This window comes from Streptomyces sp. NPDC048600, from assembly GCF_055587025.1.
In genome coordinates, this window is sequence record NZ_JBVJGZ010000013.1 from 99,812 (window position 1) to 116,779 (window position 16,968).

Below are 16,968 nucleotides of genomic sequence, written 5' to 3' on the forward strand. Positions count from 1 at the left end.
GCGGAGCCCGGCGGAGTTCGAACGGGCCCCGCGGGGGGAACTGTCGGAGGCGTCGGCAACCAGTCGGCACCGCGGACAGCGACAAGCGGCCCCGGGCACCACCCGGGTCGGCTCGGGACGGTCGCCGGACGACACCTGATGACACCGGTCGGCCGGTTCACCAGGGGGAACCAGCCGATCCACCGGTGCGTGGATACGATCAGTAAGCAGTACCGGTAGGAAACAGCCAGGCAAGAAGCAGCAGCAGGCAGGACGACAGCGACAGAGGAGGTGCCTCATGGGAGTCCTGAAGCGTTTCGAGCAGCGTCTCGAAGGCATGGTCAACGGCACCTTCGCCAAGGTCTTCAAGTCCGAGGTCCAGCCCGTGGAGATCGCCGGCGCGCTCCAGCGCGAGTGCGACAACAACGCGACCATCTGGAACCGCGACCGGACCGTCGTGCCGAACGACTTCATCGTGGAGTTGAGCACACCGGACTTCGAGCGGCTCAGCCCGTACTCCGGGCAGCTCGGCGACGAGCTCGCCGGCATGGTCCGCGACTACGCCAAGCAGCAGCGCTACACCTTCATGGGACCGATCAAGGTCAACCTGGAGAAGGCCGAGGACCTCGACACCGGCCTGTACCGCGTTCGCAGCCGCACCCTCGCCTCCTCCAGCAGCCAGGCCCCGGCGCCCGGCGCCCCTGCCGCGAACCAGCGTCCCGGCGGCTACGGATACCCGCAGCCGGGAGGCGCCCCCGCGGGCGCCCCGCCGATGCCGGCGGCACCGCCGCCCGGCGCCCGGGCCGGCGGCTACGGCTATCCGCAGCCCGCCCCCGCCCCGCAGCCGCCCGCCGGACCGCGGCACGGCGGCGCCCCCGCCGGCCCCGCGGCCGGCGGACGCACCCGCTTCTGGATCGAGATCAACGGCACCCGCCACCAGATCTCCCGCGCCACGCTCGTGATGGGCCGCAGCACCGAGGCCGATGTACGGATCGACGACCCCGGCGTGAGCCGACGGCACTGCGAGATCCGGACCGGAACGCCCTCGACTGTCCAGGATCTCGGCTCCACCAACGGCATCGTGGTGGACGGGCAGCACACCACCCGCGCTACGCTCCGCGACGGCTCGCGGATCGTCGTGGGCAGCACCACCGTTATCTATAGGCAAGCCGAAGGGTGATCCGGGGGCAATGTCAGAGCTGACCCTCACGGTCATGCGGCTGGGTTTCCTGGCCGTACTGTGGCTGTTCGTGATCGTGGCCGTTCAGGTCATCCGCAGCGACCTGTTCGGTACGCGCGTCACCCAGCGCGGATCGCGCCGCGACGCCGGGCGGCAGCAGCAGGCTGCCCGCCAGGCGCCGCCCCAGCAGCGCCAGCAGCCCGCACCCGCGGGCGGCCGGGGCCGCCGTAACGCTCCCACCAAGCTGGTGGTGACAGAAGGCACACTGACCGGCACCACCGTCGCCCTGCAGGGGCAGACCATCTCGCTGGGCCGTGCGCACGACAGCACGATCGTGCTGGACGACGACTACGCCTCCAGCCGCCATGCCAGGATCTACCCGGACCGGGACGGTCAGTGGATCGTCGAGGACCTGGGCTCCACCAACGGCACCTACCTCGACCGCGGCCGGCTGACGACCCCCACACCGATTCCGCTGGGTGCGCCGATCCGCATCGGCAAGACCGTCATCGAGCTGCGGAAGTAGTGCTACATCATGAATGAGCGCGAGCGGAGCGAGCACGCGGCGGAGACCGGCACCCCGGGCACCGGCGCGCTCCCGACCGGAGGGTGGGCAGTGTGGCTCGACACGACCGGCTGCATGCGGAGCCGACGGGCGAGGTGGGCATGAGTCTGTCACTGCGCTTCGCCGCCGGATCGCACAAGGGCATGATCCGCGAGGGCAACGAGGACTCCGGTTACGCCGGTCCCCGGCTGCTCGCGATCGCCGACGGCATGGGCGGCGCCGCCGCGGGTGAGGTCGCCTCCTCCGAGGCCATCTCCACCATCGTCGCCCTCGACGACGACATCCCCGGCTCCGACGTGCTCACCTCCCTCGGCGCCGCCGTGCAGCGGGCCAACGACCAGCTGCGCTCCATGGTCGAGGAGGACCCCCAGCTGGAGGGCATGGGCACCACGCTCACCGCCCTGCTCTGGACCGGCCAGCGCCTCGGCCTCGTCCACGTCGGGGACTCCCGCGCCTATCTGCTGCGCGACGGCGTCCTGACACAGATCACCCAGGACCACACCTGGGTGCAGCGCCTCGTCGACGAGGGCCGGATCACCGAGGAAGAGGCCACCACCCACCCGCAGCGCTCCCTGCTGATGCGCGCGCTGGGCAGCGGCGACCATGTCGAGCCCGACCTGTCGATCCGCGAGGTCAGGGCGGGCGACCGCTATCTGATCTGCTCCGACGGCCTGTCCGGCGTGGTGTCCCACCAGACCCTCGAGGACACCCTCGCCAGCTACCAGGGCCCGCAGGAGACCGTGCACGAGCTGATCCAGCTCGCGCTGCGCGGCGGCGGGCCCGACAACATCACCGTGATCATCGCGGACGTCCTCGACCTGGACACCGGTGACACCCTCGCCGGCCACATCTCCGACGCCCCCGTGGTGGTCGGCGCGGTCGCCGAGAACCAGCACCAGCTGCACGACAACGGCATCATGCAGACGCCGGCCGGCCGCGCCTCCGGCCTCGGCCGCAGGCAGCAGCAGGGCGGCGGCGAGTTCGGCCCGCCCGGCTCCGGCGACATCACCGGGTTCATCCCCACCGACGGCTTCGGTTTCGGCGACGACGACTTCGTCAAGGAGCGCCCCCGCCGCAGATGGCTGAAGCGCTCGGTCTACATCGGGCTCACGCTGGCCGTCGTGGGAGCGGGTCTGTACGGCGGCTACCGCTGGACGCAGACCCAGTACTACGTCGGCACCAACGGCGAGCACGTCGCCCTCTACCGCGGCATCAGCCAGGACCTGGCCTGGGTGTCGCTGTCGAAGGTGGAGAAGGACCACCCCGAGATCGAACTCAAGTACCTGCCGCCTTACCAGCAGAAGGCAGTGAAGGCGACGATCGCCGAGGGCGGCCTGAAGAACGCCCAGACGAAAATCGACGAGCTGTCCGTGCAGGCCTCCGCGTGCCGCAAGAGCGCCGAGCGGCGTGCCGCGGAGAGCGAGAAGAACGCGAAGACCGGCGAGGGCGAGGCCGGCGGCACCACGGGAACCACCCGCACCTCGTTCGCGTCCAAGGCGTCGCCGACACCGTCGGCCTCGTCATCGCCGAACCCGTCGGCCACCACCCCCGACCCGTCCACGTCCCCCACCGCGACCACTCCCAGCCCCGGCCCGAGCCTGTCGGAGGAAGAGCAGAAGGTCGTCTCGCTCTGCGGTAAGCAGTAGGCGAGCCGTGAGAGGCCCCGTCACACGATGAGCAGTACTACCAACACGTCGACGCACCACACGTCCACGATCGGCGCCATCGGAGCGCCCAGCAGGCGCAACACCGAGCTCGCGCTGCTCGTGTTCGCCGTCGTCATCCCGGTCTTCGCCTACGCCAACGTAGGCCTGGCCATCAACGACGAGGTGCCCTCCGGTCTGCTGGCCTACGGGTTCGGCCTCGGCCTGCTGGCCAGCGTCGGCCATCTGGTCGTACGCAAGTTCGCCCCGTACGCGGACCCGCTGCTGCTGCCGCTGGCCACGCTGCTCAACGGACTCGGGCTCGTCGCGATCTGGCGCCTGGACCAGTCCAAGCTGCTGCAGTCGATCGGGCAGGCCGGTACGGCCGCGCCCCGACAGCTGCTGTACACGGCGATGGGCATCGCGCTGTTCATCGTGGTGCTGATCTTCCTGAAGGACCACCGCGTCCTGCAGCGCTATACGTACATCTCCATGCTCGGCGCGGTGTTCCTGCTGCTGCTGCCGCTGGTGCCGGGCCTCGGCCAGAACATCTACGGCGCCAAGATCTGGATCTCCGTCGCCGGCTTCTCCATCCAGCCCGGTGAGTTCGCGAAGATCGTCCTCGCGATCTTCTTCGCCGGCTACCTGATGGTGAAGCGCGACGCGCTCGCCCTGGCCAGCCGCCGCTTCATGGGCCTGTACCTGCCCCGCGGCCGCGACCTCGGCCCGATCCTGGTCGTCTGGGGGATCTCGATCCTCATCCTGGTCTTCGAGACCGACCTCGGTACGTCGCTGCTGTTCTTCGGAATGTTCGTCATCATGCTGTACGTCGCCACCGAGCGGACCAGCTGGATCGTCTTCGGTCTGCTGATGTCCGCGGTCGGCGCCGTGGGTGTGGCCTCCTTCGAGCCGCACATCCAGCAGCGTGTGGACGCCTGGCTCGACCCGATGCGCGAGTACACGCTCTCCCGCCAGGGTGTGGTCGGCCACTCCGAGCAGGCCATGCAGGCCCTGTGGGCGTTCGGCTCCGGCGGCACCCTCGGCACCGGCTGGGGCCAGGGCCACTCCGAGCTGATCCGCTTCGCCGCCAACTCCGACTTCATCCTCGCCACCTTCGGCGAGGAGCTGGGCCTGGCTGGCCTGATGGCGATCCTGCTCGTCTACGCCCTGATCGTGGAACGCGGCGTGCGCACCGCCCTCGCCGCCCGCGACCCCTTCGGCAAACTGCTCGCGATCGGCCTGTCCGGCGCCTTCGCCCTCCAGGTCTTCGTCGTCGCGGGCGGCGTCATGGGGCTGATCCCGCTGACCGGTATGACGATGCCCTTCCTGGCGTACGGCGGTTCCTCCGTCATCGCCAACTGGGCGCTGATCGGCATCCTGCTCAGAATCAGCGACACCGCGCGCCGCCCGGCGCCGTCGCCCGCCCCGAACCCCGACGCCGAGATGACCCAGGTGGTCCGCCCGTGAACAAGCCCCTGCGCCGGATCGCGATCTTCTGCGGGCTGCTCATCCTGACGCTGCTCATCCGCGACAACTGGCTCCAGTACGTCAAGGCGAACGAGCTGGCCACCGACGACAACAACCGCCGGGTCAACATCGCGCGCTACTCCATCCCGCGCGGCAACATCATCGTCGACGGCAAGCCGATCACCGGCTCCGTCGAGAACGAGTCCGGCGACTTCAAGTACAAGCGGACCTGGGTGAACGGCCCCATGTGGGCGCCGGTCACCGGCTACTCCTCGCAGGCCTTCGGCGCCAACCAGCTGGAGAAGCTCGAGGACGGCATCCTCACCGGCAACGACGACCGGCTGTTCTTCCGCAACACCCTGGACATGCTCACCGGCAAGGAGCGCGAGGGCGGCAGCGTCGTCACCACCCTCAACGCGGCCGCTCAGAAGGCCGCCTACGAGGGCCTGGGCAACAAGAAGGGCGCCGTCGCCGCGATCGAGCCGTCCACCGGCAAGATCCTCGCGCTGGTCTCCACGCCGTCCTACGACCCCTCGAAGTTCGCCGGCACCACCGGCGACGACGAGAAGGCCTGGAACGCCGCCCAGAAGAAGAACAACCCCGACGACCCGATGCTGAACCGGGCGCTGCGCGAGGTCTACCCGCCCGGCTCGACCTTCAAGGTCGTCACCGCGGCCGCTGCCCTGGAGAACGGCGTCGTCTCGGGCATCGACGACAAGACCAAGACCCCGGACCCGTACGAGCTGCCGGACACCCGCACCGACCTGACCAACCAGCACGGCGAGTGCAAGAACGCCACCCTGCGGTACGCGCTCATGGTGTCCTGCAACACCGTCTTCGCGAAGCTCGCGGACTCCGTCAGCAACGAGAAGATGATCGAGCAGGCGGAGAAGTTCGGCTACAACAACAAGGAGCTGGACACCCCGGTCCGTGCCGCGGAGAGCATCTACCCCGAGGACAACCGGCCGCAGAACGCCATGGACGGCATCGGTCAGGCCTCCAACCGGGCCACCCCGCTCCAGATGGCCATGGTCGTCTCGGCCATCGCCAACAACGGCACGCTGATGAAGCCGTACATGGTCGACCAGATCAAGACCGCGAGCCTGGACACCATCGAGACGACCGACCCCGAGGAGCTGTCCCAGGCGGTCTCCCCCGAGACGGCGCAGAAGCTCCAGCAGATGATGGAGTCCGTCGTCAACGACCCGCAGGGCACCGGCGGCAAGGCCAAGATCGACGGGGCCACGGTCGGCGGCAAGACCGGTACGGCCCAGCACGGCCTGAACAACAGTGAGAAGCCTTACGCGTGGTTCATCTCCTACGCCAAGGTCGGGGACAGCGCGCCGGTCGCCGTGGCCGTGGTCGTGGAGGACGGCGCCGCCAACCGTGACGACATCTCGGGTGGCGGTCTGGCCGGTCCGATCGCCCGGGATGTGATGCAGGCGGTCATCGAGAGCAAGAAGTGATGCCGAGCACATCCCCTTCACATCGTTGCACGCTGCGATACCGGTCCTGTATCGGGTTGACGGGCTTGGCCAGGTCGCACAAAGAGAGCCGGGTACGGTAGGCCCGGACGGCAGCCTCCGGCCGCACAGGCGTGCGGACCGGGACCCGACGGAGAGGGCTGGTAGGTAGCTATGGAAGAGCCGCGTCGCCTCGGCGGCCGGTACGAGCTGGGCCAGGTGCTCGGCCGTGGTGGCATGGCCGAGGTCTACCTCGCGCATGACACGCGCCTCGGCCGCACCGTGGCGGTGAAGACGCTGCGCGCGGATCTCGCGCGCGATCCTTCCTTCCAGGCCCGGTTCCGCCGGGAGGCCCAGTCGGCCGCCTCGCTCAACCACCCCGCGATCGTCGCGGTCTACGACACGGGCGAGGACTACATCGACGGGGTCTCGATCCCGTACATCGTCATGGAGTACGTCGACGGCTCCACGCTCCGTGAGTTGCTGCACAGCGGCCGCAAGCTGCTGCCGGAGCGCTCGATGGAGATGACCATCGGCATCCTCCAGGCGCTGGAGTACTCGCACCGCAACAACATCGTCCACCGCGACATCAAGCCGGCGAACGTCATGCTGACGCGCAACGGCCAGGTCAAGGTGATGGACTTCGGCATCGCCCGCGCCATGGGCGACTCCGGCATGACGATGACCCAGACCTCGGCCGTGATCGGCACCGCGCAGTACCTCTCGCCGGAGCAGGCCAAGGGCGAGCAGGTCGACGCCCGGTCCGACCTGTACTCCACCGGCTGTCTGCTCTACGAGCTGCTGACGGTCCGGCCGCCCTTCGTGGGCGACTCCCCGGTCGCGGTGGCGTACCAGCACGTGCGGGAGGAGGCGCAGCCTCCGTCGGTCTTCGACCCCGAGATCACGCCGGAGATGGACGCGATCGTCCTCAAGGCACTGGTCAAGGACCCCAACTACCGCTACCAGTCGGCCGACGAGATGCGTGCCGACATCGAGGCCTGCCTCGACGGCCAGCCGGTCGCCGCGACGGCCGCGATGGGCGCGGTCGGCTACGGCGGCTACCCGGACGACCAGCCGACCACGGCCCTGCGCCAGGCCGACGCGGGCGCCACCTCGATGCTGCCCCCGATGAACCCGGACGACGGCGGCTTCGGCTACGACGACCGCCCCGACCGGCGGCGTCAGAAGAAGTCGAGCAACTCCACGATCCTGCTGGTCGTGGCGGCCGTCCTGGTCCTGGTCGGCGCGATCCTCATCGGCAAGTGGATCTTCAACGGCAACGGCGCCGACAACGGCACGGCGACGGTCCCGAACTTCGTCGACCTGACGAAGGACGAGGCCCAGCGACAAGCCGACAACGTCTCGCTCAAGCTCACGTTCAACCCCAAACCGTGCGAGAACACGGCCAAGGACAAGATCTGCGAGCAGGACGTCAAGGCGAACACCGAGGTCGACAAGGGCTCGACGGTCACCCTCGTGGTGTCCACGGGCGCACCCAAGGTGGCCGTGCCGAGTGTGACCGGCAAGAGCCTGGACGAGGCCAAGTCGATCCTGGAGGACGACAAGTACAACTTCACCGTCAAGGTGACGTACGAGGAGTCGTCCACCGAGGAGGCGAACACGGTCCTGGAGCAGACTCCGGAGCTCGGCGACGAGGTGGAGAAGGGCTCGACCGTGGAGCTCACCGTCGCCAAGGAGAAGGAGCAGGCGACCGTCCCGAACGTCGCCGGCCAGGGCTGCGACGCCGCCAAGGCCCAGCTGGAGGCCAACAACCTGCAGGGCAACTGCGTCAACGTCCCCACGGACGACGACAGCAAGGTCAACGTGGTGATCGACACCGTTCCCGCGATCGGCCAGCAGGTCGAGCCGGGTTCGACGGTGACGATCAACATCGGTGAGAAGAAGAAGCAGGAGATCCAGGTCCCGGACGTCCGCAACCGGACGGTCGCCGAGGCCCGGCAGATCCTGAACCAGGCGGGCTTCACGAACATCCAGTTCGCGGGCGGCAGCGACGGCAGCGACACCGCCTTCGTCATCGACCAGGACCCGAAGCCCGACAAGAAGACCGAGGACCCGGCGGGGACGCAGATCACCCTGACGACCGTCAACTTCGGCCAGAACAACGGCGGGGGCAGCGGCGACGGAGGCATCATCGGAGGCCTCGACTGACCGGACCGGTCCGCGCACGACGGAGCCCCGGCCCCTCACGGGGGGCCGGGGCTCCGTGCCGTCCGGGGTGCTCTCGGGAATCAGCCGAGCAGTTCCCTGGGCGGGGTGCGCTCGCTGTCGACCTTCTGGACGCGGACCAGTTCGCCCCACACCACGTACCGGTAGCGGCTGGTGTAGACGGGGGTGCAGGTCGTCAGGGTGATGTACTTGCCGGCCTTCTTCCTGCCGGACTCCTGGGGGACGGCGCCGAGGACCGCGACGTTGTACTTCGAGGTCTCGGGGAGGGTCGCGTAGACCTTGTAGACGTACCACTTGTCCTTGGTCTCGAAGACGATCGGGTCGCCCTCGTGCAGCCGGTCGATCTTGTGGAACTTGGCGCCGTGGCCGTCGCGGTGGGCGGCGAGGGAGAAGTTGCCGTTGCGGCCGGAGGTGGGGAGGGTCGCCTTGACGGGGTCGGTGTAGTAGCCGGCCACCCCGTCGTTGAGGAGCTGCGCGGCGGTGCCCTTCTTGACCAGGATCTCGCCCCCGCCCATCGCGGGGACGTGGAGGAAGCCGATGCCGTCCTTGGTGTCCAGGGCGCCGGGGCCGGCGTCCTGGGCCCAGTGGTCGCGGACCCTGTCGCCCTCGCGGCCCGCCTTGCGGTCGGCCAGGACGTTGGTCCACCACAGCGAGTAGACGACGAACAGACCGAGGATCAGGCCCGCGGTGATGAGGAGTTCACCGAAGACGCTGACCGCCGTGGCGATCGGACCGGGCCCGCGGCGGGGGGCCGGGACATGGTCCGGACGGTCGGTCCCGGTGTGCTCTTCGGTGCCTTCGGTGGTCGCTGCCACTGTTCTCCCGCCCTCGACTGACGCCCGGCCGACGACCTATCTGACGAGCGCATCGGGTTTGCCCTTGCTGCGCGGCCGTTCCTCGACCATCTTGCCCCAGACGATCATCCGGTACTTGCTGGTGAACTCCGGCGTGCATGTCGTGAGGGTGATGTAGCGCCCCGGAGCGGTGAAACCGGAGCCCGGCGGGACCGGGTCGAGGACGCTGACGTTGCTGGGCGGGGTGACCGGCAGGATCGAGGCCATCTTGTAGACGTAGTAGGTGTCCTGGGTCTCGACCACGATCGGGTCGCCGGGCTCCAGCCGGTTGATGTACCGGAACGGTTCTCCATGGGTGTTGCGGTGTCCGGCCAGACCGAAGTTGCCGGTCTTCGCCTCCGGCATCGCCGTCTTCAGATCGCCCTCGCCGTAGTGGCCGACCATGCCCTTGTCGAGGACCTTCTTGTTGTCGACGCCCTCGGCGATCGGCACCACCACGTCCAGCCTGGGGATGCGCAGGATCGCGAAGCCCTGGCCGGGCTCGAAGACGCCGGGGTTGCGTTTGCCGTTCTCCCAGTCCCGCTGGAGGTCGCTGGCCTCGTCACCGGCCTGCGCGTGGGCGCGGACGTTCGTCCACCAGAGCTGGTAGGTGACGAAGAGCAGCATCAGCACGCCGGTGGTGATGAACAGCTCGCCGACCACCCGGCTGACGACCACCGCCGGGCCGGGCTTGCGGGACCGCGCGAGCCGGCGTGCCTCCACCCGGGACATCGGCCGGCCGGGAGCCGCCTCCTCGGTGCCGGAGGGGCGGGTGTTGCCTCCGTGGCGCCCCTGGCGACGCTTGGCGGCCTTTCTGCGGGCCGCTCGCCCCCCGGTCGGAGGTTCTGACGCCCCACCCGTCTCCGAGGCCCGCAGAGGAGCCGTCATGGATTCGCCGGGTATCCGCAGCGCAACGGTCTCGTCGTCGGCCGGCGGCTCGTAGGGCGGTTCGTACGGCGTCCGGTACGACTCGTCGGACGGGTACGGCGCGTACGGCTCCTGCGCCGTCGCGTACCCCTCCGAGCCGTACCAGTCCGAGGTCACGCCGTGGCCCTGCCCACCACCGGGGCGAGCCCCGCGGACCGTGCCACCGCGCCCTGGTCGCCGCATTCCACCAGCCAGTTGGCCAGCATCCGGTGGCCGTGCTCGGTGAGCACCGACTCGGGATGGAACTGCACGCCCTCGACCGGGAGTTCCCGGTGGCGCAGGCCCATGACGATGCCGTCGTGGGTGCGGGCCGTGACCTCCAGCTCGGCCGGGACCGTGGCGGGTTCGGCGGCGAGCGAGTGGTAGCGGGTCGCGGTGAAGGGCGAGGGCAGTCCGGCGAAGACGCCCTTGCCCTCGTGCTCGACCGGCGAGGTCTTGCCGTGCAGCAGCTCGGGCGCCCGGTCCACGACACCGCCGTAGGCCACCTGCATCGACTGCATGCCCAGGCAGACGCCGAAGACGGGGACGCCGGTGGCCGCACAGTGGCGGACCATCTCGATGCAGACGCCGGCCTGCTCGGGGGCGCCGGGGCCGGGCGAGAGGAGCACGCCGTCGAAGCCGTCTTGGGCGTGCGCGGTGGACACCTCGTCGTTGCGCAGCACTTCGCACTCGGCGCCGAGCTGGTACAGGTACTGCACGAGGTTGAAGACGAAGCTGTCGTAGTTGTCGACGACGAGAATGCGCGCGCTCACTGGTTGTCCACCGTCACATCGTTGAAGGGAAGCAGCGGTTCCGCCCACGGGAAGACGTACTGGAACAGGACGTAGACGACCGCGAGCACCAGCACGAGCGAGATCAGCGCCCTCACCCATGCGTTGCCCGGCAGATGCCGCCAGATCCAGCCGTACATGCCGCCCCTTACGTCCGTACCACGGCACCTGACTCACGCCGCCCGCACCAGATTAACGGCGGAGGGCTTCCGGTTCGCCGTTGTCCACAGGCTCGGTGCGGTCGAGATGGGCCCAGACGATCAGCCGGTGGCTGTGGCCCCACTCGGGGTCGCAGGTGGTGAGGGTGAGGTAGCGGCCGGGCCGGGTGTAGCCGGAACTGCGCGGGACCGGGTCGACGACCGCCACGTCCGTGGGGAGTGTGCGGTACGGCCCCTTGTCGACGCGGTACGTGAACCAGGTCGTCCCGTCGGTCAGGACCACCGCGTCGCCGGGCCGCAGCCGGGGGAAGTCCTTGAACGGGTCGCCGTAGGTGCGGCGGTGCCCGGCGACGGCGAAGTTGCCCCTGCCGCCGAGCCGGGTGGTGGCCGCGTAGTGGCCGAGGCCCTTCTTCAGGGTCTCGGTGGAGGTGCCCTCCAGGACCGGCTTGTTCCACGTGAAACCGAGCCGGGGGATGTACATGATCGCGAAAGGGCGGCCGTTCACGTACGGCTTCGGGGCCGGGATGCTCCCGGCGGGGTGCGCGGGCTCACGGGCCCACTGCTCCTGGAGCCGGTCGATCTGCTCGTCCATGGCGGCGTCGGCCCGTACTCCGGTCCAGAACAGCACGTGGACGACGAAGAGAACGATCACGGTGCCGGCGGTGATGCACAGCTCGCTGACGGTCCTCACGACGACGCGCACCGGCGCCTCCAGAGGGGAGTCACTCCACGGGCTTGGCGTAGTGCAGATCCACTGTGCCCGAGTAACCCGGCAGAGTCACCGTCCCGTTCTCCTCCACTTTCCAGCCGAGGCCGTAGACGTTGACGTACACCATGTAGTTCTGGATCGCCGGGCTGGCGCCGAGCGCCTTCTGGAGCTTCTCCGGGTCCCCCACGGCCGTGATCTTGTACGGCGGCGAGTAGACGCGGCCCTGGAGGATCAGGGTGTTGCCGACGCAGCGCACGGCGCTGGTGGAGATCAGCCGCTGGTCCATGACCTTGATGCCCTTGGCCCCGCCCTGCCAGAGGGCGTTCACCACCGCCTGGAGGTCCTGCTGGTGGATGACCAGGTAGTCGGGCTGCGGCTCGGGGTAGCCGGGGAGCTTCGCGGTGGCGTCCGGCGGGGCGTCGTTCAGGGTGACGGTGATCGCCTCGCCCTTGAGCTTCTGGGTGCCCGCGCTCTTCTCCAGGGCGGCGAGCCGGGCGTCCTCGGCCTCGGTGCTGCCGTCGTCGGCGTCGGCGAGGGCGTCGACCCGGTCGCGCAGGGTGGCGTTCGCCTCGTCCAGTTCGCCGTTCTTGTGGCTGCGTTCCTGGATGAGGTCGGAGAGCTTCAGCAGGGACGTGTCCGTGCGGATATTGGTGCCCTTGGCCGTATTGAAGCTGGTGAAGAAAATGAGGCCCGCGAGCGCGAAGACGGCGACCGTGAGCACCCGCGCGGGACGGAATCGTCCTCGGCGGTCGGGACTGGATCCCGGCTGGGGGGAGTCGGCAGAATTGCTCAACGTACCCTTATCTCCTTAGGCGCCACGGAAGCACTACGCTAACTGACGCCCGGGGGAGCACTCAGTGTCCCCTTGTACGCTGCCCCGAGCCCGACCCAAACCCTGCGCGGCCACGCAGCGCATCGACAGGAGAGACCCTCGTGCCGAAGTCACGTATCCGCAAGAAGGCCGATTACACGCCGCCGCCCTCCAAGCAGGCGCAGGCCATCAAGCTCACCAACCGCGCCTGGGTCGCGCCGGTCATGCTGGCCATGTTCCTCATCGGCCTGGCCTGGATCGTCGTCTTCTACGTGACCGACGGTTCGCTGCCGATCGACAGCCTGGACAACTGGAACATCGTGGTCGGCTTCGGGTTCATCGCGGCCGGATTCGGCGTCTCCACCCAGTGGAAGTGACGGCGGCGCGGGGCTGAACGCAGCTCTGCCCACGGCTATCCACTGAGTTATCCACAGCACCTGTCCACATGCTGGGGAAAAGAAAGACGATCTGTGGATAACCTCTCCGAGGTTGACGCCGGTGTGACGGAACTACCGGCGTCATCGTTGGCTCGAAAACCTGTTTGCCCCCTGTCTGACCTGCGGAAACACGGGTCAGCTACAGGGGGCACAGTTGTTCCCGCACACTGTGCACAAGATCCGCGACAGGCTGTGGACAACAGGCCGCTCAGGTGAGCTGGAGCGTCCTCAAAAGGGTGGCGAGGACGATCACGCCAAGCACCAGCCCACAGGTCCCGTACTGCACGAGCGCCCGCCGCTCCCGCGGGGCGTGCACCATCGCGTAGGTGATCACGACGCCGGCCACCAGACCACCGAGATGTGCCTGCCAGGAGATGTTCGAGCCGGGACTGAAGGCGAAGATCATGCTGATCGCCAGCAGCAGCACCATCGGACGCAGATCGTAGTTCTGTCTGCGCATCAGGACGCCGTAGGCGCCGAACAGGCCGAAGACGGCACCGGAGGCTCCCAGCGTCGCCGTGGTCGGCGACTCCAGCAGATAGGCGACGGTGCTGCCCGCGAGCCCGGAGACCAGATAGAGCGTGAGATAGCGGGCCCGGCCCAGGGTCGCCTCCACCTGGCTGCCCAGCAGCCACAGGTTCAGCAGGTTGAAGCCGATGTGCCAGAAGTCCTGGTGGGTGAACGCCGAGGTCAGCAGCCGGTACCACTCGCCCTCCGCGACGCCCTCCGTCGGCATCCAGGGGGCGGGCGGCCAGGACCCGATCAGGACCAGCCTCGCCAGCAGCTCGTCCGACACCTGGACCGCGATGAAGACCGCGAGATTGATCCCGATCAGGATCTTGGTGACCAGGCGGGTGTCGCCCACCATCGTGGCGCCGGCGATCGTGCGCGGAGCCGTCGCCCGCGAGGCGGGGCCGCTCCCGTCGGTCCCCCGCACACAGTCGGGGCACTGGAAGCCCACCGAGGCGCTGATCATGCACTCGGGGCAGATGGGGCGATCGCAGCGGGTGCAGCGCACGCCGGTCTCGCGGTCCGGGTGGCGATAGCACACCGGGACGGGCTGCGCGTCCGGCACCTGCTGCTCCATCGATGTCACCTCGGTCGTCGTCTGAGGTCGTGAGTCGTCGTCTGAGGTCGTAAAAGTAGCCCCGCCCATCCCTACGGACGAGCGGGGCCGATGGTTCCCTGCGGCCGGTGCCGGACCCGACGGGCCCGGCACCGGCCGGCTTCGGGTCCGCCGGGCAGGCCCTAGCGCTTCTCGACCACGACCGACTCGATGACCACGTCGTTCAGCGGGCGGTCGGTGCGCGGGTTGGTCTGGGTGCCCGCGATGGCGTCCACGATCTTCTGGCTCGCCGCGTCGGTGACCTCACCGAAGATGGTGTGCTTGCGGGTCAGCCAGGCCGTCGGGGAGACGGTGATGAAGAACTGCGAGCCGTTGGTGCCCGGGCCGGCGTTGGCCATGGCCAGCAGGTACGGCTTGTCGAAGCGCAGGTCCGGGTGGAACTCGTCCCCGAACTGGTAGCCCGGGCCGCCCGTGCCGTTGCCCAGCGGGTCACCGCCCTGGATCATGAAGCCGCTGATGACGCGGTGGAAGACCGTGCCGTCGTAGAGCCTGTCCGTGGACTTCGCGCCGGTGGCCGGGTTGACCCACTCCCGCTCGCCCTGGGCGAGCTCGACGAAGTTCTTGACCGTCTGCGGCGCGTGGTCCGGGAACAGCCGGATCTCGATGTCGCCGTGGTTGGTCTTGAGGGTGGCGTAGAGCTGCTCGGCCACGATCTGCCTTCCGTTGTCTTTCTGTGACCCCCCGATCCTCGCACGCCGGGCGCCGTCCGTCGCCCGCCCCCGGTGTTCCGCAGCGGGACGGGGCAATCCGTGGCATTGTCGACGACAAGCCCCCGTTGCCTCACATTCGTCCCTTGTTGGGATCGATCATGTTCATCGGAACCCAAATGCCCGCCCCTACATGCCGCAGGACGCTCCAGCAGGCATGATCCGTAAAAGGGTGGAAAGTCGAATTAACGTATCGCCACCGAGGAGGAGGATCCCGTGACCCGCATCGACAGCGTGCGCGCCGCGACCGGCTCGGCGAAGGACAGCGTGCTGCACGCCGCGGAAGTGGTGGCGCCCTACGCCGACACCGCCAAGGAGAGGGCCTCGCACTACGCGCAGGAGGCGCGCGTACGCATCGCGCCGAAGGTCGCCCTGGCCGCCGAGCAGGCACGTGTGCAGTACGAGTCCCATCTCGCGCCCCGTATCGCGGAAGCCCGTACCCATGTGCCGCCCAAGGTCGACCTGGCCGCGCAGGACGCGGCGGCACGCGCGCGCGTGGCCGCCCGGCAGGCCGCGGAGTACTCGCGTCAGGCCGCCGAGTACGCCGCGGAGTACTCGCGTCAGGCCGCCGAGTACTCCCGGCCGATGATCGAGCAGGCCGTGGCCGCGGCCGGACCCGTGAGGGACGAGGCGGCCGCCCGGGGCGTCGCCACGCTGGCCGCCCTGCGCGGCCAGGTCACGCCCGAGGACATCCGCAAGGTCATCCGGCACCACGAGCGCCGGGCCCGCGGCCGCCGCGTGGTGAAGTTCCTCGCCGTGACCGGCCTGCTGGCGGGTACCGCCTTCGCCGCCTGGAAGTGGTGGGACAAGCAGTCCAACCCGGACTGGCTGGTGGAGCCCCCCGCCGCGACCGAGGTCCCCGAGTCCGGCCCCCTGACGTCCGTGGACGGCAGCGACGTCCTCGACCCGGAGGTCCAGGCCAAGGAGGCCGAGGAAGAGGCCGCCGAGCGGGAGGACGGGCGCTGAGCCCCCGAGGAACGACCGGCCGGTGAGCCGCCCGCGGGACATCGCGGGCGGCTCCGCCGTTTCCCGGGGGTGGAACCCTCGCCCGAAACCGCCTCACGTGGAACTGCCGCGCACCGCCCCGCACTTCGTGCCCGGAGACGAAGCACTTGTCGCCCGGGGACGAAAAAACAACCCCTCCCACCGCGTTTCCGCAGGTGGAAGGGGTTGTACGGGGTGGAGCCTAGGGGAGTCGAACCCCTGACATCTGCCATGCAAAGACAGCGCTCTACCAACTGAGCTAAGGCCCCGCGACAAGCGCCCCGCCGGAAGTCGTTCGCACCGGCAGGCGCCGCAGACCAGAGTACCGGGTCACCCCCGGGATCTCGCAAAAAGATTGGGGCTCCCTGTGGCCGACCACTCTCCGTAAGATGCTCAACCGTGGTTCGCTACAGCGAACCGCGGTTCTTGGGGAAGCGATGGGGAGACGCAATGGACGCCGCACAGCAGGAAGCCACCGCGAGAGCGCGGGAACTGCAGCGGAACTGGTACGGGGAGCCGCTGGGGGCGCTCTTCCGTAAGCTCATCGACGATCTTGGGCTCAACCAGGCTCGTCTCGCGGGGGTACTGGGACTCTCGGCACCGATGCTGTCGCAGCTGATGAGCGGTCAGCGGGCGAAGATCGGCAACCCTGCCGTCGTCCAGCGCGTTCAGCTGCTCCAGGAGCTGGCCGCGCAGGTCGCCGACGGCAGTGTCAGCGCCGCCGAGGCCACCGAGCGGATGGACGAGATCAAGAAGTCGCAAGGGGGCTCCGTGCTGAGCAACGTGACGCAGGCGACCAGCACTTCGGGTGCCCCGACCGTCAAGCGCGTCGTCCGGGAGATCCAGTCGCTGCTGCGTTCCGTCGCCGCCGCCGGTGACATCATCGACGCCGCCGACTCCCTCGCGCCCACCCACCCCGAGCTCGCCGAGTTCCTCCGCGTCTACGGCGCCGGCCGCACCTCCGACGCCGTCGCCCACTACCAGTCCCACCAGAACTGACCGTCCGGCCCGGCGCGCCGTGG

General features: G+C 69.1%; 16 protein-coding genes, 1 tRNA gene and 1 pseudogene. 9 read left to right on the forward strand and 9 right to left on the reverse strand.

The genetic code is table 11. From position 1 onward, the window contains the following. Window positions 1–277 precede the first annotated feature (277 nt). The 6 genes from ACZ6SQ_RS19310 (at window position 278) to pknB (ending at window position 8,466) form a co-directional block, all read left to right on the forward strand. A complete protein-coding gene (locus ACZ6SQ_RS19310) occupies window positions 278–1,159 on the forward strand; it encodes an FhaA domain-containing protein (RefSeq protein WP_469563349.1) in 882 nt (293 codons plus the stop codon). A 10-nt stretch (window positions 1,160–1,169) separates the two neighbouring features. Then, on the forward strand, window positions 1,170–1,685 hold the full coding sequence (locus tag ACZ6SQ_RS19315; RefSeq protein WP_386377929.1) for an FHA domain-containing protein FhaB/FipA: 516 nt from the start codon (window positions 1,170–1,172) through the stop codon (window positions 1,683–1,685). A gap of 140 nt (window positions 1,686–1,825) precedes the next feature. Beyond that, window positions 1,826–3,370 (forward strand): Stp1/IreP family PP2C-type Ser/Thr phosphatase, encoded by a 1,545-nt coding sequence (locus ACZ6SQ_RS19320; protein WP_469563353.1) that lies wholly within the window; start codon window positions 1,826–1,828, stop codon window positions 3,368–3,370. Between the two features lie 27 nt (window positions 3,371–3,397). Beyond that, window positions 3,398–4,834 carry an FtsW/RodA/SpoVE family cell cycle protein gene (locus tag ACZ6SQ_RS19325; RefSeq protein WP_469563356.1) on the forward strand — a complete coding sequence of 479 codons (1,437 nt, stop codon included), beginning with the start codon at window positions 3,398–3,400 and terminating at the stop codon, window positions 4,832–4,834. Beyond that, window positions 4,831–6,300: a peptidoglycan D,D-transpeptidase FtsI family protein gene (locus ACZ6SQ_RS19330; protein ID WP_469563359.1), complete on the forward strand. Its 1,470-nt coding sequence runs from the start codon at window positions 4,831–4,833 to the stop codon at window positions 6,298–6,300. The genes ACZ6SQ_RS19325 and ACZ6SQ_RS19330 overlap by 4 nt, the downstream gene beginning before the upstream one ends. A gap of 171 nt (window positions 6,301–6,471) precedes the next feature. Continuing rightward, window positions 6,472–8,466 (forward strand): Stk1 family PASTA domain-containing Ser/Thr kinase, encoded by a 1,995-nt coding sequence (gene pknB, locus ACZ6SQ_RS19335; protein WP_469563362.1) that lies wholly within the window; start codon window positions 6,472–6,474, stop codon window positions 8,464–8,466. Between the two features lie 80 nt (window positions 8,467–8,546). Here the strand turns inward: pknB and ACZ6SQ_RS19340 are convergent, their stop codons facing one another. The 6 genes and pseudogenes from ACZ6SQ_RS19340 to ACZ6SQ_RS19365 all read right to left on the reverse strand — a co-directional run bounded on the left by ACZ6SQ_RS19340 (window position 8,547) and on the right by ACZ6SQ_RS19365 (window position 12,674). Continuing rightward, complete coding sequence (locus ACZ6SQ_RS19340; RefSeq protein ID WP_469563365.1) at window positions 8,547–9,299, reverse strand: class E sortase; 753 nt, start codon at window positions 9,297–9,299, stop codon at window positions 8,547–8,549. A gap of 36 nt (window positions 9,300–9,335) precedes the next feature. Continuing rightward, window positions 9,336–10,427, reverse strand: coding sequence for a class E sortase (locus ACZ6SQ_RS19345; RefSeq protein WP_469563368.1), 1,092 nt, complete (start codon window positions 10,425–10,427; stop codon window positions 9,336–9,338). Beyond that, on the reverse strand, window positions 10,358–10,996 hold the full coding sequence (locus tag ACZ6SQ_RS19350; RefSeq protein ID WP_469563370.1) for an aminodeoxychorismate/anthranilate synthase component II: 639 nt from the start codon (window positions 10,994–10,996) through the stop codon (window positions 10,358–10,360). The genes ACZ6SQ_RS19345 and ACZ6SQ_RS19350 overlap by 70 nt, the downstream gene beginning before the upstream one ends. Beyond that, window positions 10,993–11,191: pseudogene (locus ACZ6SQ_RS19355) on the reverse strand (hypothetical protein). Before ACZ6SQ_RS19355 ends, ACZ6SQ_RS19350 begins: the two are co-directional and overlap by 4 nt. A 15-nt stretch (window positions 11,192–11,206) precedes the next feature. Continuing rightward, a complete protein-coding gene (locus ACZ6SQ_RS19360) occupies window positions 11,207–11,875 on the reverse strand; it encodes a class E sortase (RefSeq protein WP_469563373.1) in 669 nt (222 codons plus the stop codon). Between the two features lie 19 nt (window positions 11,876–11,894). Continuing rightward, the gene (locus ACZ6SQ_RS19365) at window positions 11,895–12,674 is read right to left on the reverse strand and encodes a DUF881 domain-containing protein (RefSeq protein ID WP_469563376.1); all 780 of its coding nucleotides are present in this window, start codon (window positions 12,672–12,674) and stop codon (window positions 11,895–11,897) included. 140 nt (window positions 12,675–12,814) lie between these two features. On the opposite strand from ACZ6SQ_RS19365, the gene crgA reads away from it, so the two are divergent. Then, window positions 12,815–13,069, forward strand: a complete 255-nt coding sequence (gene crgA, locus ACZ6SQ_RS19370) for a cell division protein CrgA (protein WP_389324309.1) — start codon at window positions 12,815–12,817, stop codon at window positions 13,067–13,069. 268 nt (window positions 13,070–13,337) lie between these two features. Here the strand turns inward: crgA and ACZ6SQ_RS19375 are convergent, their stop codons facing one another. Together ACZ6SQ_RS19375 and ACZ6SQ_RS19380 are read right to left on the reverse strand one after the other, a co-directional pair. Beyond that, window positions 13,338–14,216, reverse strand: a complete 879-nt coding sequence (locus tag ACZ6SQ_RS19375) for a rhomboid family intramembrane serine protease (RefSeq protein WP_469563379.1) — start codon at window positions 14,214–14,216, stop codon at window positions 13,338–13,340. 161 nt (window positions 14,217–14,377) lie between these two features. After that, window positions 14,378–14,905: a peptidylprolyl isomerase gene (locus tag ACZ6SQ_RS19380; RefSeq protein ID WP_386377918.1), complete on the reverse strand. Its 528-nt coding sequence runs from the start codon at window positions 14,903–14,905 to the stop codon at window positions 14,378–14,380. A gap of 273 nt (window positions 14,906–15,178) precedes the next feature. On the opposite strand from ACZ6SQ_RS19380, the gene ACZ6SQ_RS19385 reads away from it, so the two are divergent. After that, a complete protein-coding gene (locus ACZ6SQ_RS19385; RefSeq protein ID WP_469563384.1) occupies window positions 15,179–15,928 on the forward strand; it encodes a DUF5324 family protein in 750 nt (249 codons plus the stop codon). Window positions 15,929–16,142: 214 nt separating this feature from the next. Here the strand turns inward: ACZ6SQ_RS19385 and ACZ6SQ_RS19390 are convergent. After that, window positions 16,143–16,215 (reverse strand) — tRNA-Ala (locus tag ACZ6SQ_RS19390). Window positions 16,216–16,396: 181 nt separating this feature from the next. On the opposite strand from ACZ6SQ_RS19390, the gene ACZ6SQ_RS19395 reads away from it, so the two are divergent. Continuing rightward, entirely contained in the window at window positions 16,397–16,945 is a 549-nt protein-coding gene (locus tag ACZ6SQ_RS19395) for a helix-turn-helix domain-containing protein (RefSeq protein WP_389324297.1), read from the forward strand. Window positions 16,946–16,968 lie beyond the last annotated feature (23 nt).

Excerpts from the sequence above, each read along its gene's own strand:
- ACZ6SQ_RS19310 (WP_469563349.1), top strand. The coding sequence starts at position 278 with ATGGGAGTCCTGAAGCGTTTCGAGCAGCGTCTCGAAGGCATGGTCAAC.
- ACZ6SQ_RS19315 (WP_386377929.1), top strand. The coding sequence starts at position 1,170 with ATGTCAGAGCTGACCCTCACGGTCATGCGGCTGGGTTTCCTGGCCGTA.
- ACZ6SQ_RS19320 (WP_469563353.1), top strand. The coding sequence starts at position 1,826 with ATGAGTCTGTCACTGCGCTTCGCCGCCGGATCGCACAAGGGCATGATC.
- ACZ6SQ_RS19325 (WP_469563356.1), top strand. The coding sequence starts at position 3,398 with ATGAGCAGTACTACCAACACGTCGACGCACCACACGTCCACGATCGGC.
- pknB (WP_469563362.1), top strand. The coding sequence starts at position 6,472 with ATGGAAGAGCCGCGTCGCCTCGGCGGCCGGTACGAGCTGGGCCAGGTG.
- ACZ6SQ_RS19345 (WP_469563368.1), bottom strand. The coding sequence starts at position 10,427 with ATGCGGCGACCAGGGCGCGGTGGCACGGTCCGCGGGGCTCGCCCCGGT.
- ACZ6SQ_RS19375 (WP_469563379.1), bottom strand. The coding sequence starts at position 14,216 with ATGGAGCAGCAGGTGCCGGACGCGCAGCCCGTCCCGGTGTGCTATCGC.
- ACZ6SQ_RS19395 (WP_389324297.1), top strand. The coding sequence starts at position 16,397 with ATGGACGCCGCACAGCAGGAAGCCACCGCGAGAGCGCGGGAACTGCAG.